Below are 18,213 nucleotides of genomic sequence, written 5' to 3' on the forward strand. Positions count from 1 at the left end.
GCGGTCGGACTGGAGGAATCCGCATGACGACGGTGCAGCCCGAGCGTGACGCTCTCGACCAGGCGATCAGCGAGGGAGCGGAGGCGTTGTTCCTCGCCCAGCGCGCCGACGGCGTGTTCGACTACTGCGAGGACAACCTGACCTCCACGCTGGGCACGGTCGGTGCGCTGTCCGCGCTGCACCACGCCGACCCGCGGGGCAGCGCCGATCTGATCGAGGCCGGCGCGGGGTGGCTGCGGCGCACCCAGAACGCCGACGGCGGCTGGGCCATGGTTCCGGGCCTGGACAGCGAAGCCGGGCCGACGGCGGTGAGCTCGGCGGTGCTGCACCTGGTGGACCCGGAGGGCAGCGCCGAGGCCGTGCGCTCCGGCCAGCGCTGGATGGACGACTTCGGTGGCCTGGACGCGATCCCGCACCCCGAGGTCGTCTCGTGGTGCCGCCAGTACTACGGCTTCGTCGGCTGGCTGTCGCAGGAGGAGATGCGCCGGTTCCCGCTGGAAGTGGCGCTCGTCCCAAGCCTGTACCGCAGGCTGTTCGACCTGCGGATCCCGATGGCGTTCGCCCTCGGCCTGGCCCAGGCCAAGCACAAGCCGCTCAACCGCTTCCACCGCCTGCTGGCGAAGCTGGGAGAGGCCAACGCGCTCAAGGCGATCCGGCAGGTCCACGAGCACGAGGGCTCGACCGGGGCCTGGTGCGAGAACGCCTGGGTCACCGGACTGGTGTGCACCGGACTGGCCCGCGCCGAGCTGGCGCCGGACCTCGTCGACGCCGCGGTGAAGTGGTTCCGCAAGACCATGGACCCCGACGGGTGGTGGCAGACCGGTCCGCTCGACGCGGCGTGGACCATGTACGCCGTGCGCGGCCTCGCTGAAGCCGGCTACGCCGAGGACCCGAGGCTGGCGGCGTCCACCGAGCTGTTCGTGCGGTTGCAGCAGCACCGGCCGTTCCTCGCCTTCGGCTGCCCGCCCGGCTACTGGGGCTGGGCCGGGACCGCGGGCTGGCCGTCGACGCTGGAGACCAGCGAGATCCTGTCCGTGCTGTGCCGGATGCCCGGAGACGCGCAGGCGAAGTCCGTCGAGCTGGGCGTGGACTGGCTGACCCGGCTGCAGGACTCGCGCGGCTCGTGGGGGTTGTGCGTGCGCAACACCAAGGTCGCCAACAGCGGGCCGTGCCCGATGACCACCGTGCAGGCCGTCGACGCGCTGCTGGACTCCGGAATCCCGGCCGACGACAGCAAGGTTCGGCGCGCGCTGAGCTGGCTCGCCCAGGCCCAGCTGGCGGACGGCTCGTTCGAATCGGTCTGGTACCGCCACCACACGATGGCCACCGCCGCCGTGCTCGAAACCTTCTCCAAGGCCGGTCGCGCCGACGAGGAACCGGCTCGGCGCGCGAAGGCGTGGCTGGAGCGGGCCCGCAACGCCGACGGCTCGTGGGGCGACGGCCACGGCGCGCCCGCCACCGTCGAGGAGACCGGCTGGGCGATCTCGGGGCTGCTCGCCGCCGGCGCCTCCCCGGAGTCGATGCGCGACGGGCTGAACTGGCTGCTCGACCAGCGCGAACCCGGCGGCGGATGGCCTTCGGAGAGCGTCAACGAGTACGTCCGGCACGTCAGCCGCTACAGCAACCCGGCGCTGGCGCAGGGCACGGCGCTGCGCGCGCTCGGCCGCTACCGCGACGCCCTGCGCTGACCGCGGCACTTCACGGAATGGAGAACCCGATGACCGGTGCGACGCAGAAGGATTCCTTCACCGAGCACTACTGGCAGGACCCGCACGCGGCCTTCGCCGAAGCGCGCCGGACCTGCCCCGTCCAGGAGGTCGACTTCGAGGGCGGGCGCAGCTGGCTGGTCACCCGCTACGACGAGGTGAAGGCCGGGCTCACCGACGAACGCCTGGCCAAGGACTGGCGCTCCAGCCTGCCCGCCGAGGAGCGCGCCTCCGCCCCGCCCGGACTGCCCGCCCCGATGTCGCACATGCTGACCTCGCTCGACCCGCCGGAGCACACCCGGTTGCGCAGCCTGGTCACCCAGGCGTTCACCGGCCGCCGCATCGCCACGCTGCGCCCGCGCGTCGAATCCCTCGCCGAGGAACTGCTGGCGGAGCTGCCGCAGGACGAACCGGTCGACCTGGTGGCCCGCTTCGCGATCGTGCTGCCGATGGTGGTGATCAGCGAACTCCTCGGCGTCCCGGAGATCGACCGCGAGGAGTTCGCCCGACTGTCCACAGTGCTCATCGACGAGTGCCCGGACGAGGAGCTCGCCCGCGCGTCCGCGCAGATGGCCACCTACCTGGAAGGTCTGGTCGCCGCCAAGCGGGCCGCGCCCGACGACGCCCTGCTGTCCGCGCTGATCTCCGCCTCCGAGGAGGGCGACCGGCTCTCCGACCTGGAGATCGTCGCGATGGCCATGCTGCTGCTGATGGCGGGCCACGAGACCACCGCCGTGTTCATCACCAACAGCGTCCGGGCGCTGGTCGACGACGACTCCGCCCGCGCCCGCCTCGCCGACCCCGCGAAGGTGCCCTCGCTGGTCGAGGAGCTGCTGCGCTGGCTGTCGCCGGCGCTCAACGCCTCGCTGCGCTTCGCCACCGAGGACATGGAGATCGGCGGGGTGAAGATCGCCAGGGGAGACTCGGTGACGCTCTCCACCGGCGCGGCCAACCGCGACCCGGATCGCTACCCGGATCCGGACGTCTTGGACCCCGACCGGGACACCGGCGGCCACGTCGCCTTCGGTCACGGCATCCACCGCTGCCTCGGCGCGGCCCTGGTGCGCCTGGAGGGCGAAGTCGCCCTGGAGGCCCTGTTCCGCCGCCACCCGAACCTGCGCGTCGTCGCCGACCCGTCCGAGCTCACCTACCGCCACAGCGTCCACGTCCACGCCCCCCGCACCCTCCCGGTCCTCCTCACCCCGCCCGATCATTGACCGGACCGTCCGCAGCCCAACGCCATTCCTCGGTCTGGACGTCACCGTCGCAGGGACCGCTCAGCCCGCTACCGCGCTCGCCGGGGTCGCGACCACCAGGTTCAGGCCCCGGGCGTGGAAGGGAGCGGTGCTCGACGGGTTGGCCGAGTCGTCGGTGACGAGCGTCCAGTTCGGACTCAGCGGGGCGTGGGCTCGGAAGGGGCGCTGGCCGAGCTTGTCGGCGTGGACCAGGACGTAGACGTGGTCGGCCCGTCGGGCCATGAGCTCCTTGAGGCGGGTCTGCTCCAGGTCCGCCTCGCAGATGCCGTGCTCGGCGGTGACGCCATCGGCGCCCAGGAACGCGCGGTCGAACGTCCGGCGTTCCAGGGCGGCCTCGGTCAGCGGTCCGACGAACCCCTGGCTGAGCTGGCGCAAGGCGCCGCCCAGGCATTCGACGCGGAGATCGGCGTTGGCGAGCTCGTGCAGCACGGTGAACGACGTGGTGACCACGGTCAGGTCGTCGTCGCGGTGCGCCAGCTCGCGGGCGAGGGCCGCGGTGGTGCTGCCGGAGTCGAGCAGGATCGTTTCGCCGGGGCGCACCTGGTCGCAGGCCCAGCGGGCGATCGCATGCTTCGCCTCCGCGGCTTCGCCGTTGCGCTGACGCACCGATGCCTCGTGCCGCAGCGGCATCGCGCCGCCGTAGGTCCGGGCGAGCTGCCCGGCGGCCTGCAATTGCGCCAGGTCCCGCCGGATCGTCGACGCCGTCACACCGAACGCCGCCGACAGCTCGTCAACGCTGGTCAGCCCGGAGGTGTCGGCCAGCCGCAGGATCGCGGCGCGGCGCTCCTTCGCTCCGCGGGGCATCTCCGGTCGGTTCACGCGCACAGGTTGGCGGCCTGGCGGAGGGCCTCGACCATGCTGTCGGCGCTGGCCTTCCCCGTTCCCGCGATGTCGAAGGCGGTGCCGTGGTCGACCGACGTGCGGATCACGGGCAGGCCGACGGTGATGTTCACGCCCGTCTCGATGCCCAGCACCTTGACCGGTCCGTGGCCCTGATCGTGGTACATCGCGACGATGAGGTCGTACTCTCCGCGCGTGGCCAGGTAGAACGCGGTGTCGGCGGGTAGCGGGCCCTGGGCGTCGATGCCGTCTGCGCGCAGCTTCTCCAGCGCCGGGACGATCTTCTCGGCCTCCTCGCCGTGGCCGAACAGGCCGTTCTCGCCGGCGTGCGGGTTGATCCCGCAGACGCCGATGCGCGGCGACTCCACTCCCGAGTCGCGCAGCGTCCGGTCGCCGCGGCGCACCGTGCGCTCGACCAGGCCGGGTTCGATGGCGGCGACGGCGTCGATCAGTCCGATGTGGGTGGTCACGTGGATGACCTTCATCGCCGGGGTGGCCAGCATCATCGAGACCTCGTCGGTGCCGGTCAGTTGCGCCAGCAGCTCGGTGTGCCCCGGGAAGATGTGCCCGGCGGCGTGCAGCGCCTCCTTGTTCAACGGTGCGGTGCAGATGGCCTGCGCCGCACCGCTCGTCGCGAGCTCGCTGGCAACTCGGATGTAGTGGTAGGCGGCGTCACCGGCGACCGGGGACACCGCGCCCCACGGCAGCTCGGCGGGCAGCAGGCCCAGGTCGATGACGTTGATGCGACCAGGGGTGAAGACCGCGTCGTCGACCGAATCGACGGCGACCACCTCGACCTCGACGCCGAGGACGTCGGCGGCCTTCCGCAGCCGACCGGCGTCGCCGATGACGACGGGACGGCACCGGGTGGCGGTGGTCTCGTCGAGGAGCGCGCCGACGGTGACTTCGGGGCCGACGCCCGCTCCATCGCCCATCGTCACGGCGATCACGGGGGTGGGGGAGGCACTGTTCACTTCGTCAACCTTTCGATTCCTGCGGACGGAGGTGTTCCACGATCCGGGAGAGGCTGTCGCTCCCGCCGAAGCTGCCGGGCCGGGTGACCACGGAGGCGCCGGCGGGCGTGCGGCTGCGCACGGCCCCGTGGTGGATCTGCCCGACCGGCACCAGAGCGCGGACACCGAGTGCGTCGAGCACCAGCCGTGCGGTCTCGCCGCCGGTGAGCACCAGGTCGACCGGGCCGGGGGAGCGCTCGACGATGCCTGCGGCAGTGGATGCCAGTCCCCGCACCAGGTCTCGCGACTGCCCGGGTGCGATCGGTTCGGCGGAGTCGATGCTCAGCGCGGTTGGTCCGCGTTCGAGCGCGACGAGCGCGCGGGACAGGGCGGACTCGCTGGTTCCCCGGCCTATGAGGTCGGTGGGACTGCAACCTACGATGCGCGTTCCGCGCAGCTCGGCGACGCGCAGTTGCTCGGCGGCCTCGGGAGAGGCCGTGCCGACGACGATCAGCACCGGATTTCCGGTTGGTGGGGGCGGGGTTTCGGCTGTGGAAAGGCAGGCGGTGCGGCCGAGGGCGGCGGCCAGTCCACCGGAACCGGCGAGCCGCGCACCAGCGGGCGCTGCGGCGACCACGGCGTCGAGGTCGGCGTCGGTCTCCCCGTCGCAGACCGGAACCTCGCCCGCAGCAGCGCATTCGGCGAGCGCGGTGGCCAGATTCTGCGAGCGCACGGTCTTCAGCGAGATGGTGCGGCAGCTCAGCGGCGCGAGAGCTCCGGCGATGCTGCGGGGCGGGGACGTGCCCTCGACCCGCCACGCTTGCGAGCGGTGCAGCGCAACGCCGTTGAGGTGGGCGATGCCGTCCACGACGGTCCGGTGCAGCGCGGGCAGTGCCGGCGCGACGACCAGCGGTCGGTCCGCAGCGGCACCCAGCACCGCCGCCACGTTGCCGCGCAGCTGGGAGTCGATCTTGACGAAGACCGCGCGCTCACCCGCGCCGCGCAGGGCGGCGTGGGTGATGCGCGCCGCCTCGGCGGCCGTGAGCGCGCGGTGGTCGAGGTCAACCACAACCACGGATTGCGCGTTGTGCGCAACTTGTGGAGAGTCGGTCCGCGCGAGTTCGACCGTCGCGGAAGCGTCGATCGGTCGCAGGCAGGCGGCGGTCTCCACGGCCCCGGACAGGTCGTCGGCCAGCACGAGAAGCCCATTAGTCAGCAAGTTCAGCTCCTCGTCCTAGTTCGTCCCCGACGCCTCGGCTCGGAGGTCGATCGGTCTCGCAGCGTGGGTTTCACGCTAGCGCGTTTGCGCGTTTCGCGCCAATCTTCTTGCGCGAAACGCGCAACCCTGCAATGGTGAGCCAGGTAACGAGGCCGGGTGGCCATCGCCGTTCCCCCGAGGAGTCCCCGCATGACCGTTTCGCGTTTGGAGGTGCCCGGTGTCGAGGTGCCCATGTCGTCCCTCGTGCTCGGGACGATGACGTTCGGTGACACCGTCGACGCCGCCGGCGCGGCGAAGATGCTCGACACCGCGCTCGATGCCGGCATCACGGCGGTGGACACGGCCAACGGGTACGCGGGCGGCGAGACCGAGCGCATCCTCGGCGACATCCTGCCCGCCCGCCGGGACCGCATCTCGCTGGCGACCAAGGCCGGGATGCCGCACCCGGACGCGGGCGAGCACTCGCCGCTGTCCCCTCAGGGCCTGCGCGCCAGCGTCGACGGGAGCCTGTCGCGGCTGGGCGTGGAGCGGATCGACCTGTTCTACCTGCACCAGCCCGATCGCGCTTGCGCGCTGACCGACACGCTGGCCACGATCGCGAGCCTGGTCGCCGAGGGCAAGATCGGCGCGCTCGGCGTCTCCAACTTCGCCGCCTGGCAGATCGCTGAGCTCAACCGCACCGCCGACGAGGTGGGCGCACCCCGGCCGGTCATCGCCCAGCAGCTGTACAACCTGCTGGCTCGCCGCGTCGAGGAGGAGTACGTCGAGTTCGCCGACACGACCGGCCTGCTGACCATGGTCTACAACCCGCTGGCCGGGGGGCTGCTCACCGGGCGGCACAGCTTCGAGCGCGACCCGTCCTCGGGCCGGTTCGCCGACTCGCGGCTCGCCGAGATGTACCGCGCGCGGTACTGGGACGAGCGGCTCTTCGACGCCGTCGAACGGCTCACCGCGATCGCCGAGAACGCCGGGATCCCGCTGGTGGAGCTCTCGTTGCGCTGGGTGCTCGGCAAACCCGCGACCTCGGCGGTGCTGCTAGGCGGCTCGAAGACCGAGCAGCTCGAAGCCAACATCGCGGCGCTGGCGGCCGGACCGCTGCCGGAGGACGTGGTCGAGGCGTGCGACGCCGTCGGAGCGTTCCTGCGCGGACCGATGCCCGCCTACAACCGCTGAATCCGCATCGAACGAGAGGAAACACCTTGTCCGCAGCCGAATTCGCGCGCAAGTTGCGCGCCAGGGAGAGGGTCGTCGGGTACTGGGTGGTGCTCGACAACCCGATCGGCACCGAACGCATCGCCCGGCTCGGGTACGACTACGTCGCGGTGGACGCCCAGCACGGCCTGCTCGGCTACTCCGGACTGCTCAACGCCATGATGGCCATCGACGCCGGTGGCCGGTCCGTCGGCCTGACCCGGGTCGAGGCCAACGACCCGGCCGCCATCGGGCACGCGCTCGACGCCGGCTCGGCCGGGGTCGTCGTGCCGCTGGTCGACTCCGCGGAGGACGCCCGCGCGGCGGTGGCCGCCACGCGCTACCCGCCGCACGGCCGCCGCTCCTACGGGCCGATGCGTTCCGGGCTGCGGATCGGACCTCGCCCGGCCGAGGCCGACGAGAGCAGCGTGCTGCTGGCGATGATCGAAACCCCGCAGGGCCTGGCCAACGTCCGCGAGATCTGCGCGACCGAGGGCATCGACGGCGTCTACGTGGGCCCGTCGGACCTGTGCCTGGCGGTCGGCGGAGCGTTCCCGGGGGACCCGGCCGTGGCCGAGCAGTTCGAGCAGGCCGTGGCGGACATCCAGAAGGCCGCAGCCGAAGCGGGCATCGCCGCCGGCATCCACACGCCCGACGGAGCCACCGCTGCGCGCAGGCTGGAGCAGGGCTACACCTTCGCCAGCGTGGCCTGCGACCTGGTGCACCTGGAGCGGGTGGCGGGCGAGCACCTGGAGGCGGCGAAGTCGTGACCGAGCTGATCACCGACGGCGTGCTCCGCGAGATCGAGCCGAACCGCCGCGAGACCTACCTGAGCGCGGGGACCGCCCAGTCGCACGCGGCCAACCTCATGCCGCTGCCCAGCGGAGAGCTCGGCTGCGCATGGTTCGCCGGAACGCAGGAAGGGCTCTCGGACATCAACGTCTGGTTCGCCCGGCTCGACACCGAGGGGCGGTGGAGCGCACCGGTCCAGGTCTCCGCCGACTCCGAGCGCTCGGAGCAGAACCCGGTGCTGTTCCCCGCGCCCGGCGGCGAGCTCTGGCTGCTCTACACGGCGCAGATCTCCGGGAACCAGGACACCGCCGAGGTGCGCCTGGTCGTCTCCCACGACGAGGGCAGCAGCTGGAGCGAGCCGCGCACCCTCGTACCCGCCTCGGACACCGGCGGGGTGTTCGTCCGCCAGCCGGTCGTGGTGCTGGAATCAGGCCGGTGGGTGCTGCCGGTGTTCCACTGCGTGCGCCCGGACAGCGGCCGGTGGCGCGGTGACAACGACACCAGCGCGGTGCTCGTCTCCGACGACCGCGGCGCCACCTGGTCGCACCACGAGGTCCCCGGCAGCACCGGCTGCGTGCACATGAACGTGGTGCCGCTGGCCGAGGGCGGGCTGCTGGCGCTGTTCCGGCGTCGCCAGGCCGACGCGATCTTCGCCAGCCGGTCCGCCGACGGCATCACCTGGAGCGAGCCCGAGCCGACCGAGCTGCCCAACAACAACTCGTCGATCCAGGTCACGGCGTTGCGCGACGGGCGGCTCGCGCTGGCTTACAACCACAGCAGCGCCGCCGACGCCGCCGAGCGCCGCGCGTCCCTCTACGACGAGATCGACGGCGACTCGATCACCGAACCCGGTGCGGCGCACCAACAACCGCCCGGAACCGCGTTCTGGGGAGCCCCGCGCGCCCCGCTGACCGTCGCGCTGTCCGCCGACGGCGGGCGCAGCTGGCCGGTGCGCCGCGACGTGGAGGTCGGCGACGGCTACTGCCTGACCAACAACTCCCGCGACGGCCTCAACCGGGAGCTGTCCTACCCCTCGATCACCCAGACCGACGATGGCGACCTGCACGTCGCCTTCACCTACTTCCGCCGGGCCATCAAGCACGTTCGCGTGTCAACCACCTGGTTCGGCGTCTGAAACTCGGCCTTTGCAATGGAGCAGCCATGGCTAGTGAAGTCAACGCGAAAACCGCGGCGGTGAAGCACCCCGGACCACCCGAGACCTGGTCCGGCTTCCTCAGGAGCATGGGGCCGGGCATCGTCGTGGTGATGTCCTGGCTGGGGACGGGCGATTTCATCAGCGCCTCGGTCTCCGGCTCCACCTTCGGCTACGCGCTGATCTGGACGCTGCTGATCGCCACGTTCTCCCGGTACTTCATCGTCTCGTCGATGTCGAAGTACCAGCTGTGCAACTCGGTGGGCGACGAGACCATCCTGGACGGCTACGGCCGGGTGTGGAAGGGCTTCCCGATGTTCATCGGGGCGACCACCTGCGTGCTCGGGTTCGTCTACGTCTCCTTCCTGACCCTGGCCGCGGCGACCGCGCTCGACGCGCTGTTCCGGCCGGTGCTTCCGTTGGGCAGCTGGGGAGTTCCGCTGTGGGCGGTGATCACCACCGTCGTGGCCTACGCGCTGGCCTCGCGGCGCAAGGGGCACTTCCGCGGACTGGAGATCGTCGCCCAGATCACCATGGCCGTGCTGGTGATCTGCTTCCTGCTGGCGTTGATCGGGACCGGCATCGACCTGCCGAAGCTGTTCGGCGGTCTGCTGTTCGAGATGCCCGCGGGCGAAGCCGGTTACATCACCGCGGCGAGCACCGCGGTCGGTCTGATAGGCGCGGTCGGCGGCTCGGCGGCCAACCTGCTCTACCCGTACTTGATGCACGAAAAGGGCTGGCGCGGGACCGGATACCTCAAGTTGCAGCGGTTGGACCTGCGGTTCGGCAGCCTCGTGATGTTCGGCCTGGTGCTGGCCGTCTGGGTGGTCGCGGCCGAAACCCTGCACGGCACGGGCGAAAGCGTGTCCTCGGCCGACGGTCTGGCGAGCATGATGGAGAAGGCCATCGGCCCGGCCGGTCCCTCGATCATGTGGCTGGCGATCTTCTTCACGGTGTTCAACAACATCGTCACCCAGCCGCGGGTGTTCGTGCGGATGTTCGTGGAATCGCTGCACAAGTCGCGTCCCGAGCGGCTGGAACGCCTGCGCGCCAACCGCGACCTGACCGGTGTCGTGGACAAGGAGGCGTTCTCCTACGACCCGCTGTTCTGGATCATCCTCACCGTGATCATGACCGTGCCGATCGTCTTCTCGCTACCGGGGATGCCCGGCATGGTGATCATCACCTTGATCGGGAACTCGGTGAACGTGCTGACCGTTCCCATGATCATCGTCGGCCTGATCGTGATGACCTCGAAGCGCTCCCTGATGGTCGACGGCTACGCGAACAAGTGGTGGGAAACGACGATCCTCGCTCTCATCGGCGCAGTCGGGCTCTGGGCCACCTACGAGCTCTGCACCAGCATCGCGGGCACGCTCACCGGCTGACCTCGGCGACCTGAGCGCGGGCATCGCCCGGGGTGACGCGATCGCGGAGGTGATCGCGTCACCCCGGGAACCGGAGAAATCGTCTTCGGGAATCGGGTGCATCGAATTCTGAACACTTCCGCGCGGCGGTTCGCGGTAAAGCGAAAGGGCACGCGGAATGGAGTGATCCCCGGCACAGTCCCTTTTTGGTGCAGCTGTCGGAACCTGGGTGGATTAGGGGTTATGACCTGCCGTTTCGCCGGTTCATGCGGCTTCGTGGGTGGGGTGAGAAGAGGTGGTTATCGCCCCATAGGTGTCGGTTCTTTGACTTCGGTTCGAGATCGGCATTAGCTGGCGGGAGTCGCGATTCCACAGTGGCGCAACGGTGCGCGAGGGATGAACAGGGGAACGGCCGCAGCATGAGTCGTAGGGAAGATCCGGTCGACGATCTGAAGGTGACCGCGCCGAAGACGTGGGCCACCGGGGCGCCGGCGGTCGGGCACGCGTTGCAGTACTCGCTCAGCCAGACCTCGCCGCGTCGGACCGCGCTGACGCTGCTGAACCTCAACCAGGGCAAGGGAATCGACTGCCCCGGCTGCGCGTGGCCCGACCCGGACCCGAAGCACCGGCCGATGAACGAGTACTGCGAGAACGGCGCCAAGCACGTCAACGACGAGGCGACCTCGCACCGCGTCACCCGCGAGTTCTTCCAGCAGTACTCGGTCTCCGAGCTCGCCGAGAAGTCCGACTACTGGCTCAACCAGCAGGGACGCCTGACCGAGCCCGTGGTCAAGCGCTCCGACTCGGACTTCTACGAGCCGATCAGCTGGGACGACGCCCTCGACCTGCTCGCGGCGGAGCTGCGCTCGCTCGACTCGCCGAACGAGGCCCTGTTCTACACCTCGGGCCGGGTCAGCAACGAAGCCGCGTTCCTGCTCCAGCTGTTCGCCCGGGCCTACGGCACCAACAACCTGCCGGACTGCAGCAACATGTGCCACGAGTCCAGCGGTTCGGCCATGCAGGAGACGCTCGGCGTCGGCAAGGGCACCGTCAGCCTCGACGACCTGCACCACTCCGACCTGATCTTCGTCATCGGCCAGAACCCGGGCACCAACCACCCGCGGATGCTGACCGCCCTGGAACGCGCCAAGCACAACGGCGGCGAGGTCGTCGCGGTCAACCCGCTGCCCGAGGCCGGGCTGATGCGGTTCAAGAACCCGCAGAAGGTGCGCGGCGTGCTCGGCCGGGGCACCGCGATCGCCGACCAGTTCCTGCAGATCCGCCCGGGCGGTGACCTCGCGCTGTTCAAGGCGCTGAACCTGCTGCTGCTCGAAGCCGAGGACGCCGCCCCCGGCACCGTCCTGGACCACGAGTTCATCCGCACCCACACCACGGGCTTCGAGGAGTTCGCCCGCCAGGCGCGGGAGCTGTCCTGGGACGAGGTGCACGCCGCGACCGGGCTCACCCGCGCCGAGATCGAGCAGGTGCGCGACCGCGTCCTGGCCAGCAACAGCGTCATCGCCTGCTGGGCCATGGGACTGACCCAGCAGAAGCACGGCGTCGCCACCATCCGCGAGATCGTCAACTTCCTCATGCTGCGCGGCAACCTCGGCAAGCCCGGTGCCGGTGCGTGCCCGGTGCGCGGGCACAGCAACGTCCAGGGCGACCGCACCATGGGCATCTGGGAACGCGTCCCGCAGTCCTTCCTGGACTCCCTCGAAGCGGAATTCGGCTTCACACCGCCGAAGGAGCACGGTTGGGACTCGGTGGACTCCATCCGGGCCATGCTCGACGGGCGCGCGCGGTTCTTCCTCGGCGTGGCGGGCAACTTCGTCCGCGCCACGCCGGACAGCGAGGTGACCGAGAAGGCGATGCGCCAGTGCCGGCTGACCGCGCACATCTCCACCAAGCTCAACCGCTCCCACACCGTGTGCGGCGAAACCGCGCTGATCCTGCCCACTCTGGGCCGCAGCGACCGGGACGTGCAGGACGGGGTGGAGCAGTTCGTCACCGTCGAGGACTCGATGAGCATGGTGCACGCGTCCTTCGGCCGGCTCGAACCGGCTTCGGAGGCGCTGCTCAGCGAGGTCGCGATCCTGTCCCGGCTGGCCCGCCGGACGCTGGGGGAGGACCCGGCCATCCCGTGGGAGGAGTTCGAGGCGAACTACGACGCGATCCGCGACCGGATCTCCCGCGTCGTTCCCGACTTCGAGGACTTCAACCGGCGAGTGGCCGACCCGGCGGGCTTCCCGCTGCCGAACCCCGTCAACAGCGGTGATTTCCGCACGCCGAGCGGCAAGGCGGTGTTCAGCTCCAACGAGTTCGAGTGGCTCTCGGCACCCGACGGGTACCTGGTCCTGCAATCGCTGCGCTCGCACGACCAGTGGAACACCATCCCGTACGCCAACGACGACCGCTACCGCGGCATTCACGACGCCCGCCGCGTCGTGATGGTCAACCCCGCCGACCTCGACGAGCTCGGCATCGCCGACCGCTCCGCGGTGGACATCGTCAGCGTGTGGCACGACGGCGTCGAGCGGCGGGCCCCGAACTTCCGCGTCGTCGGCTACCCGGCGGCGCGGGGATCGGCCGCCGCGTACTACCCGGAGACCAACGTGCTCGTCCCGCTCGACAGCGTTGCCGACGTCAGCAACACGCCGACCTCCAAGGGCGTCATCGTCCGCCTGGAACCCGTCGCCGAAGAAGGCTGACGCTCGCGGAGGGCCGCACCGCACGCGGTGCGGCCCTCCGCGATGGGGTCACATCCTGGTGGAGCCGTCCTTGATGGCCTCCCGGATCCGGAAGTAGGTGCCGCAGCGGCACACGTTGCGGATCTCCTCGATGTCGGCGTCGGTGATCTCCCGGCCCTTCGCCTGGGCCTGCTTCACCTTGGCCACCGCCGCCATGATCTGGCCTGGCTGGCAGTAACCGCACTGCACGACGTCGTGGTCGAGCCACGCCTCCTGCATCGGGTGCAGCTCCTCGCCGACGGTGTCCGGCAGTCCCTCGATCGTGGTGATCTCATCGGAGGCTTCGACGTCCTTGACCTGCACGGAGCAGGGGTTGAACGCCTTGCCGTTGATGTGGCTGGTGCAGGCCTTGCAGACGTTGATCCCGCACCCGTACTTCGGACCCGTGACGCCGAGCAGGTCGCGGATGACCCACAGCAGCCGCACGTCGTCCTCGACGTCCACCGTGATCTGCTTGCCGTTCAGCTTGAAGGTGTGCTCGGGCATTCTGCCTCCTCAGTAGGTGTGGTCCAGGCCGTTGGTCGGCGACGGCGGCAACGGCGGGACGTGCGGGTAGGGCTCGAACGCGAGCGGATCGTTGTGGTTGATCGGGAAGTACGTCGGCGTCGTGCCGGTGGCCGCGCGGTAGGCGCACGCGGTGGCCGCGAACGCGGGAGCGACGCCCATCTCACCGCCACCGGAGGGCATCTCGCTCTCCTCGGCGGGCAGGATCACCGGTGTGAACTCGAACGGCAGGTTCCACTGCCTGCAGTAGAAGAAGTTGTCCCAGCTGGCCTCGGCGATGCGGCCCTCGTTGAGGTGGACGCTGGCGGTCAGCGCCTGCGCGAGACCGTCGATGAAGCCGCCCTGCATCATGGCTTCGAGCCCGAGCGGGTTGACCACGATGTGCCCGGGGATCGTGACGAGCACGCCCCGCGTCACCCGCGGCCCGGTGACCCCGTCGCGGATCGGCCGGTTGACCGTCTCCGGGCGGCAGTCGATCTCCACGAAGCAGGCCATCGTGTTCTTGTACTCGTGGTGCAGCGCGATCCCGTGGCCGACGCCGTCCGGTGTGGGCTGGCCCCACCCGCCGACCTCAGCGGCCTTGTCCAGCACCTTCAGCAGGTTCTCGTTCTTGACGTACTTGCGCCGGAATTCGTACGGGTTCATGCCCATCTTCTCGGCGAGCTCGTCGACGAACAGCTCCCGCGTGGTCGCGACGTCCGGCGAGTACACGTTGCGCGTGCTACCGGTGTTGAAACCGCCGCGCTTCTGGTTGTTGGCCGGGCTCTGGTGCGTCTCGGTCAGCAGCGTCTTGGTGACGCCGAAGTTGTACAGCGACGGCGTGGTCAGCGTGAAGATGACCTCCGAGATCGAGTACCCGGCCAGCGGCAGGCGGCTCGCGGTGGAGGTCAGCGCCTCGCCGAAGCCGTGGCTGAAGTCGGTGCGCACACCGGCGAGGTGCTGCTCCAGGCTGATCACGTCGTGGGTGAACGACGCCCGGATCGTGCCCACCGACATCGGGTGGACGCGGCCCTGCCTGCAGTCGTCGGCGCGGTGCCACATGAGCTTGACCGGCTTGCCGAGCTTCTTGGAGATCTCGGCGGCCTCGGACGCGGCGTCGTGGAACAGGCAGCGGCCGAACGAACCGCCACCGGGCACCACGTGCACCGTCACCTGGGGCTGCGCGAGCCCGAGCTCTTGGGCGATGGCCGCCTGCGCGACGATCGGGACCTTCACCGTCGACCAGATCTCGGCCCGGTCGGGCCGGACGTCGGCGATCGCGGAGTTGACGCCCAGCGCGCTGCCGTTGACGAAGCCGAAGGTGTACTGGCGCTCCAAGGTCTGGGTGGCCGGCGTCGGCGGGATCACCGGGGGTGGCGTCGCGGCCTTCAGCTTCTGCTCGACCGTCGCGTCGGACTCGTCGTCGACCGGGCCCGGTCCCCACGACACGTCCAGCGCGTTGACCGCGTCGATGCACTGCCCGAAGGTCTCGCCGCGCACGGCGACACCGCTGCTGATCTGCACGACGTCGGTGACACCCGGCATCGTGCGCACCTGGTCGATGTTGTTCACCGCGCGCACGGTGCCGTTGATCGTCGGCGGCCGGCAGACCATCGTCGGCTTCGCGTCGGGGACCTGCAGGTCGGTGGTGAACTTCTTGCGCCCGGTGACCGCCTCCAACGCGTCGATGCGCCTGGTCGGCTTGCCGACGAGCTTGAACTCCGATTCGGGCTTGAGGTCCACCTGGACCTCGGTGGTCGTGTCGCTGGCGGCCTTGTGCACGAGGTCGCCGTAGGGGATGGCGTTGCCCGCCGCCGAGGTGATCGTCCCGAGCTTGGCGGTCAGCAGGTCAGCCTGCTCGCCGAGGACGTGGCCTGCGGCCTCCAGCAGCCGGCCCTTGGCGATCGCGGCCGCGGTGCGCACCGGCCAGTACAGCGCGCTGATCGAGGCAGAACCACCGGTGAGCTGGTTGAACACCAGCTCGGGCCGGGCGTCGGCGAGGGTGATGTGCACCTTCTCCAGGGGTAACTCGAGCTCCTCGGCGATGAGCATCGCGATCGCCGTGCTCAGGCCCTGACCGACCTCGGTGCGGTTGAGCGCGAAGGTGGCCGAGCCGTCCTCGTTGAGCTGGATGGAGATGAGGTTCGCGGTGGGGCGTGCGGCGTAGACCAGTCCGTCGGTGAGGTCGACGTGGTCGGCGACCTGCGGGGTCGGTGGCACGCCCGCGCCGGTCGCGGCGGCTGCCGCGGGGCCGAGGAGGGATCCGCCGCCGAGCTCGGCGGCGGCCACCAGCGTGGGCGCCGCCAGCAGATATCCCAGGAAACGGCGCCTGCTGGGGCTGGTGGCGCCGGGTGCGGTGGTGTCCGTGCGACTGGAGCGCATGGGGCTCAACCTTTCGACGGGCTTGTCAGTTCGGAAGCGTCGCGAGGTTCGGGAAACTCGGTGTCGCGGTGGTATTTCCGTCTGGTGCGTACTCGTCGGTGCGAGTCGGTTGGCGAGTCATGTTGCAGGACCGGATTCCGCTTCCAATACCCCCGAGATGGGGTGATCGGGAGGTCACGGACAGTGCCGAGGAGGCGGAACCGGATCACCGGAGGTCAGGGGTCCGGGACTGTGACCGGCGTCATGATTTCGTTACGCGAAGTGCTCGAACAACCACCCGTATGGATGCCCCCGTAAGTGGGTAGGCGGGGCGTGTTGTGCGCGGAGGGAATCGTTTCAGCGGCCAAATGGCGGGTATAGTCGTGCAACTCAGTGCCACTACGGAGTGGGTGTCTTCGGCGCGAACCGGAACGTGTCGATCAGCCGATGGAGGACGGACACTATGGCCGGCAGCGGAGACGGCAACGGCGCCGTGACGCGGAGACCTGACGACCGGACGAACGGCGAAGCACGTCTGCAGCCCGACGATCGCGACGCGCTGCGCGCTGAACTGCGCTCGGTGTCGTCCGAATCGGACTTCCCGGTCGCCTTCGGCGGCGAGGTCACCAGCTCCAGCGTCCGGCTCACCGAGTGCTTCGGCACCTTGACCACGCGCCTGCGCGACCTGGAGGTGCACGAGGGCAGGGGAGTCGGCGGCCAGGCGCTGGCGTTCGGCAGGCCCATCGGTGTCGTCGACTACGGAACCGCCCGGCACATCACCCACGACTACGACGGCCCGGTCATGGCCGAACGGCTGTCGGCGGTGCTCGCGGTCCCCGTGCGGGTGCGCGGGAAGTGCCGCGCCGTCCTCTACGGAGCGATCCGCCAGCGGGTCGCCGTCGGGGACCGGGCGCGGGACTCGCTGGTCGCGGCCGGTCGGCGCCTGGCAGCCGAACTGGCGGTCCGCGACGAGGTCGACCGGCGGATGTCGATGGCCGAGGCGGTCGCGGCCACCCGGCGCCCCGACGTCGCCGACGTGGCCAACCTCGAAGAGCTGCGGTCGGTGCACTCCGAGCTGTGCGCGATCGCCGGGTCGGTGGAGGACGCGAACCTGCGGACCCGGATGTACGAGGTCGCGCAGCGCCTCACCGACCTGCGGTCGGGCGAGACCGAACCGGCACCGCAGCTCCGGCTGTCCCGGCGGGAGATCGATGTCCTCTCGCAGGTGGCGCTCGGCTGCACCAACGTCGAAGTGGCGGAACGGCTTTCGCTCGCGCCCGAGACCGTGAAGGCGTACCTGCGCGCGGCGATGCGCAGGCTCGGGGCGCGCACCCGGCACGAGGCCGTCGTGCGCGCGCGATCCGCCTGGCTGCTGCCGTGACGTCCGGGCCTACCCCAATTCGGGTGTAACGCGGGCACGTTCCCGGTCCCTACTGTGTGCGGTCACGAACACACGCCACCTGCCGGGAGGAATACGTGCCTGCGGTCGAGCTGTCCTACGCGTCCGGTGTTTCGGACGTGCCGTTGCTGGGCGACACCATCGGGGAGAACCTCGAACGCACGGCCTCCCGCTTCCCCGACCAGGACGCGCTGGTGGAGGTGTCCACGGGTCGCCGCTGGACCTACCGGGAGTTCCTCGCGGAGGTCGACGTCGTCGCGGCCGGACTGCTCGAAGCGGGCGTGGCGAAGGGAGACCGGGTCGGGATCTGGGGTCCCAACCGCGCCGAGTGGACGCTGACCCAGTACGCGACGGCGAGGATCGGCGCGATCCTGGTCAACATCAACCCCGCCTACCGTTCGCACGAGCTGGAATTCGTGCTGAACCAGGCCGGGGTTCGGATGTTGGTGTCGGCGAAGTCGTTCAAGAGCTCGGACTACGTGGCCATCGTGGAGGAGGTGCGCGGCAGGTGCGCGGCGCTGGACGAGGTCGTGTACTTCGACGACCCGAGCTGGCAGCGGTTGCTCGATGCGGGGCGCGCGGCCGACCGCGAGCGCGTCCGGTCGGTGCGGTCGACGCTGTCGGCGGATGATGCGATCAACATTCAGTACACGTCGGGGACGACGGGTTTTCCGAAGGGTGCGACGTTGTCGCATCACAACATCCTGAACAACGGTTTTTTCGTGGGGGAGTTGTGCGGGTAT

General features: G+C 70.1%; 14 protein-coding genes. 9 read left to right on the forward strand and 5 right to left on the reverse strand.

The window, feature by feature from the left end:
• The first annotated feature begins 23 nt into the window (after nucleotides 1-23).
• Nucleotides 24-1,688, forward strand: a complete 1,665-nt coding sequence (locus E1181_RS23545; RefSeq protein WP_132677919.1) for a prenyltransferase/squalene oxidase repeat-containing protein — start codon at nucleotides 24-26, stop codon at nucleotides 1,686-1,688.
• 29 nt (nucleotides 1,689-1,717) lie between these two features.
• Nucleotides 1,718-2,923, forward strand: a complete 1,206-nt coding sequence (locus tag E1181_RS23550) for a cytochrome P450 family protein (protein ID WP_132677921.1) — start codon at nucleotides 1,718-1,720, stop codon at nucleotides 2,921-2,923.
• A 60-nt stretch (nucleotides 2,924-2,983) separates the two neighbouring features.
• Here E1181_RS23550 and E1181_RS23555 read toward each other — a convergent pair whose 3' ends face one another.
• From E1181_RS23555 to E1181_RS23565, 3 genes are read right to left on the reverse strand one after another with little or no spacing between them, the layout of a single operon-like run.
• Nucleotides 2,984-3,781 (reverse strand): DeoR/GlpR family DNA-binding transcription regulator, encoded by a 798-nt coding sequence (locus E1181_RS23555; RefSeq protein WP_235876985.1) that lies wholly within the window; start codon nucleotides 3,779-3,781, stop codon nucleotides 2,984-2,986.
• Nucleotides 3,778-4,776: a 4-hydroxythreonine-4-phosphate dehydrogenase PdxA gene (pdxA, locus tag E1181_RS23560; RefSeq protein WP_132677922.1), complete on the reverse strand. Its 999-nt coding sequence runs from the start codon at nucleotides 4,774-4,776 to the stop codon at nucleotides 3,778-3,780. The genes E1181_RS23555 and pdxA overlap by 4 nt, the downstream gene beginning before the upstream one ends.
• Before the next feature lie 4 nt (nucleotides 4,777-4,780).
• Complete coding sequence (locus E1181_RS23565; protein ID WP_207922275.1) at nucleotides 4,781-5,974, reverse strand: four-carbon acid sugar kinase family protein; 1,194 nt, start codon at nucleotides 5,972-5,974, stop codon at nucleotides 4,781-4,783.
• 189 nt (nucleotides 5,975-6,163) lie between these two features.
• Between E1181_RS23565 and E1181_RS23570 the strand changes: the two genes are divergently transcribed.
• From E1181_RS23570 to E1181_RS23590, 5 genes are all read left to right on the forward strand, one after another.
• The gene (locus tag E1181_RS23570) at nucleotides 6,164-7,147 is read left to right on the forward strand and encodes an aldo/keto reductase (RefSeq protein WP_132677926.1); all 984 of its coding nucleotides are present in this window, start codon (nucleotides 6,164-6,166) and stop codon (nucleotides 7,145-7,147) included.
• Between the two features lie 26 nt (nucleotides 7,148-7,173).
• The gene (locus tag E1181_RS23575; RefSeq protein ID WP_132677928.1) at nucleotides 7,174-7,935 is read left to right on the forward strand and encodes an HpcH/HpaI aldolase family protein; all 762 of its coding nucleotides are present in this window, start codon (nucleotides 7,174-7,176) and stop codon (nucleotides 7,933-7,935) included.
• Nucleotides 7,932-9,092: a sialidase family protein gene (locus E1181_RS23580; RefSeq protein ID WP_132677929.1), complete on the forward strand. Its 1,161-nt coding sequence runs from the start codon at nucleotides 7,932-7,934 to the stop codon at nucleotides 9,090-9,092. Before E1181_RS23575 ends, E1181_RS23580 begins: the two co-directional genes overlap by 4 nt.
• 26 nt (nucleotides 9,093-9,118) lie before the next feature.
• A complete protein-coding gene (locus E1181_RS23585; protein WP_132677931.1) occupies nucleotides 9,119-10,498 on the forward strand; it encodes an Nramp family divalent metal transporter in 1,380 nt (459 codons plus the stop codon).
• Between the two features lie 398 nt (nucleotides 10,499-10,896).
• Nucleotides 10,897-13,188: an FdhF/YdeP family oxidoreductase gene (locus E1181_RS23590; protein WP_132677933.1), complete on the forward strand. Its 2,292-nt coding sequence runs from the start codon at nucleotides 10,897-10,899 to the stop codon at nucleotides 13,186-13,188.
• Nucleotides 13,189-13,236: 48 nt separating this feature from the next.
• On the opposite strand, the gene E1181_RS23595 is transcribed toward E1181_RS23590, so the two are convergent.
• Together E1181_RS23595 and E1181_RS23600 are read right to left on the reverse strand one after the other, a co-directional pair.
• Nucleotides 13,237-13,713 carry a (2Fe-2S)-binding protein gene (locus E1181_RS23595; RefSeq protein WP_132677935.1) on the reverse strand — a complete coding sequence of 159 codons (477 nt, stop codon included), beginning with the start codon at nucleotides 13,711-13,713 and terminating at the stop codon, nucleotides 13,237-13,239.
• 9 nt (nucleotides 13,714-13,722) lie between these two features.
• On the reverse strand, nucleotides 13,723-16,092 hold the full coding sequence (locus E1181_RS23600; RefSeq protein ID WP_132677937.1) for a molybdopterin cofactor-binding domain-containing protein: 2,370 nt from the start codon (nucleotides 16,090-16,092) through the stop codon (nucleotides 13,723-13,725).
• A gap of 442 nt (nucleotides 16,093-16,534) precedes the next feature.
• Here E1181_RS23600 and E1181_RS23605 point away from each other — a divergent pair, with 442 nt between their 5' ends.
• Nucleotides 16,535-17,452, forward strand: a complete 918-nt coding sequence (locus tag E1181_RS23605; protein ID WP_132677939.1) for a response regulator transcription factor — start codon at nucleotides 16,535-16,537, stop codon at nucleotides 17,450-17,452.
• A 95-nt stretch (nucleotides 17,453-17,547) separates the two neighbouring features.
• The coding region (locus E1181_RS23610) for an AMP-binding protein (protein ID WP_165944724.1) at nucleotides 17,548-18,213 on the forward strand (666 nt) is incomplete at its 3' end.

Source organism: Saccharopolyspora terrae (assembly GCF_004348435.1).
In the GTDB taxonomy this organism is placed as follows: Bacteria; Actinomycetota; Actinomycetes; order Mycobacteriales; family Pseudonocardiaceae; genus Saccharopolyspora; species Saccharopolyspora endophytica.

Coding starts and splice junctions, on each gene's coding strand:
- E1181_RS23570 (WP_132677926.1), top strand. CDS start 6,164: ATGACCGTTTCGCGTTTGGAGGTGCCCGGTGTCGAGGTGCCCATGTCG.
- E1181_RS23595 (WP_132677935.1), bottom strand. CDS start 13,713: ATGCCCGAGCACACCTTCAAGCTGAACGGCAAGCAGATCACGGTGGAC.
- E1181_RS23585 (WP_132677931.1), top strand. CDS start 9,119: ATGGCTAGTGAAGTCAACGCGAAAACCGCGGCGGTGAAGCACCCCGGA.
- E1181_RS23600 (WP_132677937.1), bottom strand. CDS start 16,092: ATGCGCTCCAGTCGCACGGACACCACCGCACCCGGCGCCACCAGCCCC.
- E1181_RS23545 (WP_132677919.1), top strand. CDS start 24: ATGACGACGGTGCAGCCCGAGCGTGACGCTCTCGACCAGGCGATCAGC.
- E1181_RS23605 (WP_132677939.1), top strand. CDS start 16,535: ATGGCCGGCAGCGGAGACGGCAACGGCGCCGTGACGCGGAGACCTGAC.
- E1181_RS23550 (WP_132677921.1), top strand. CDS start 1,718: ATGACCGGTGCGACGCAGAAGGATTCCTTCACCGAGCACTACTGGCAG.
- E1181_RS23590 (WP_132677933.1), top strand. CDS start 10,897: ATGAGTCGTAGGGAAGATCCGGTCGACGATCTGAAGGTGACCGCGCCG.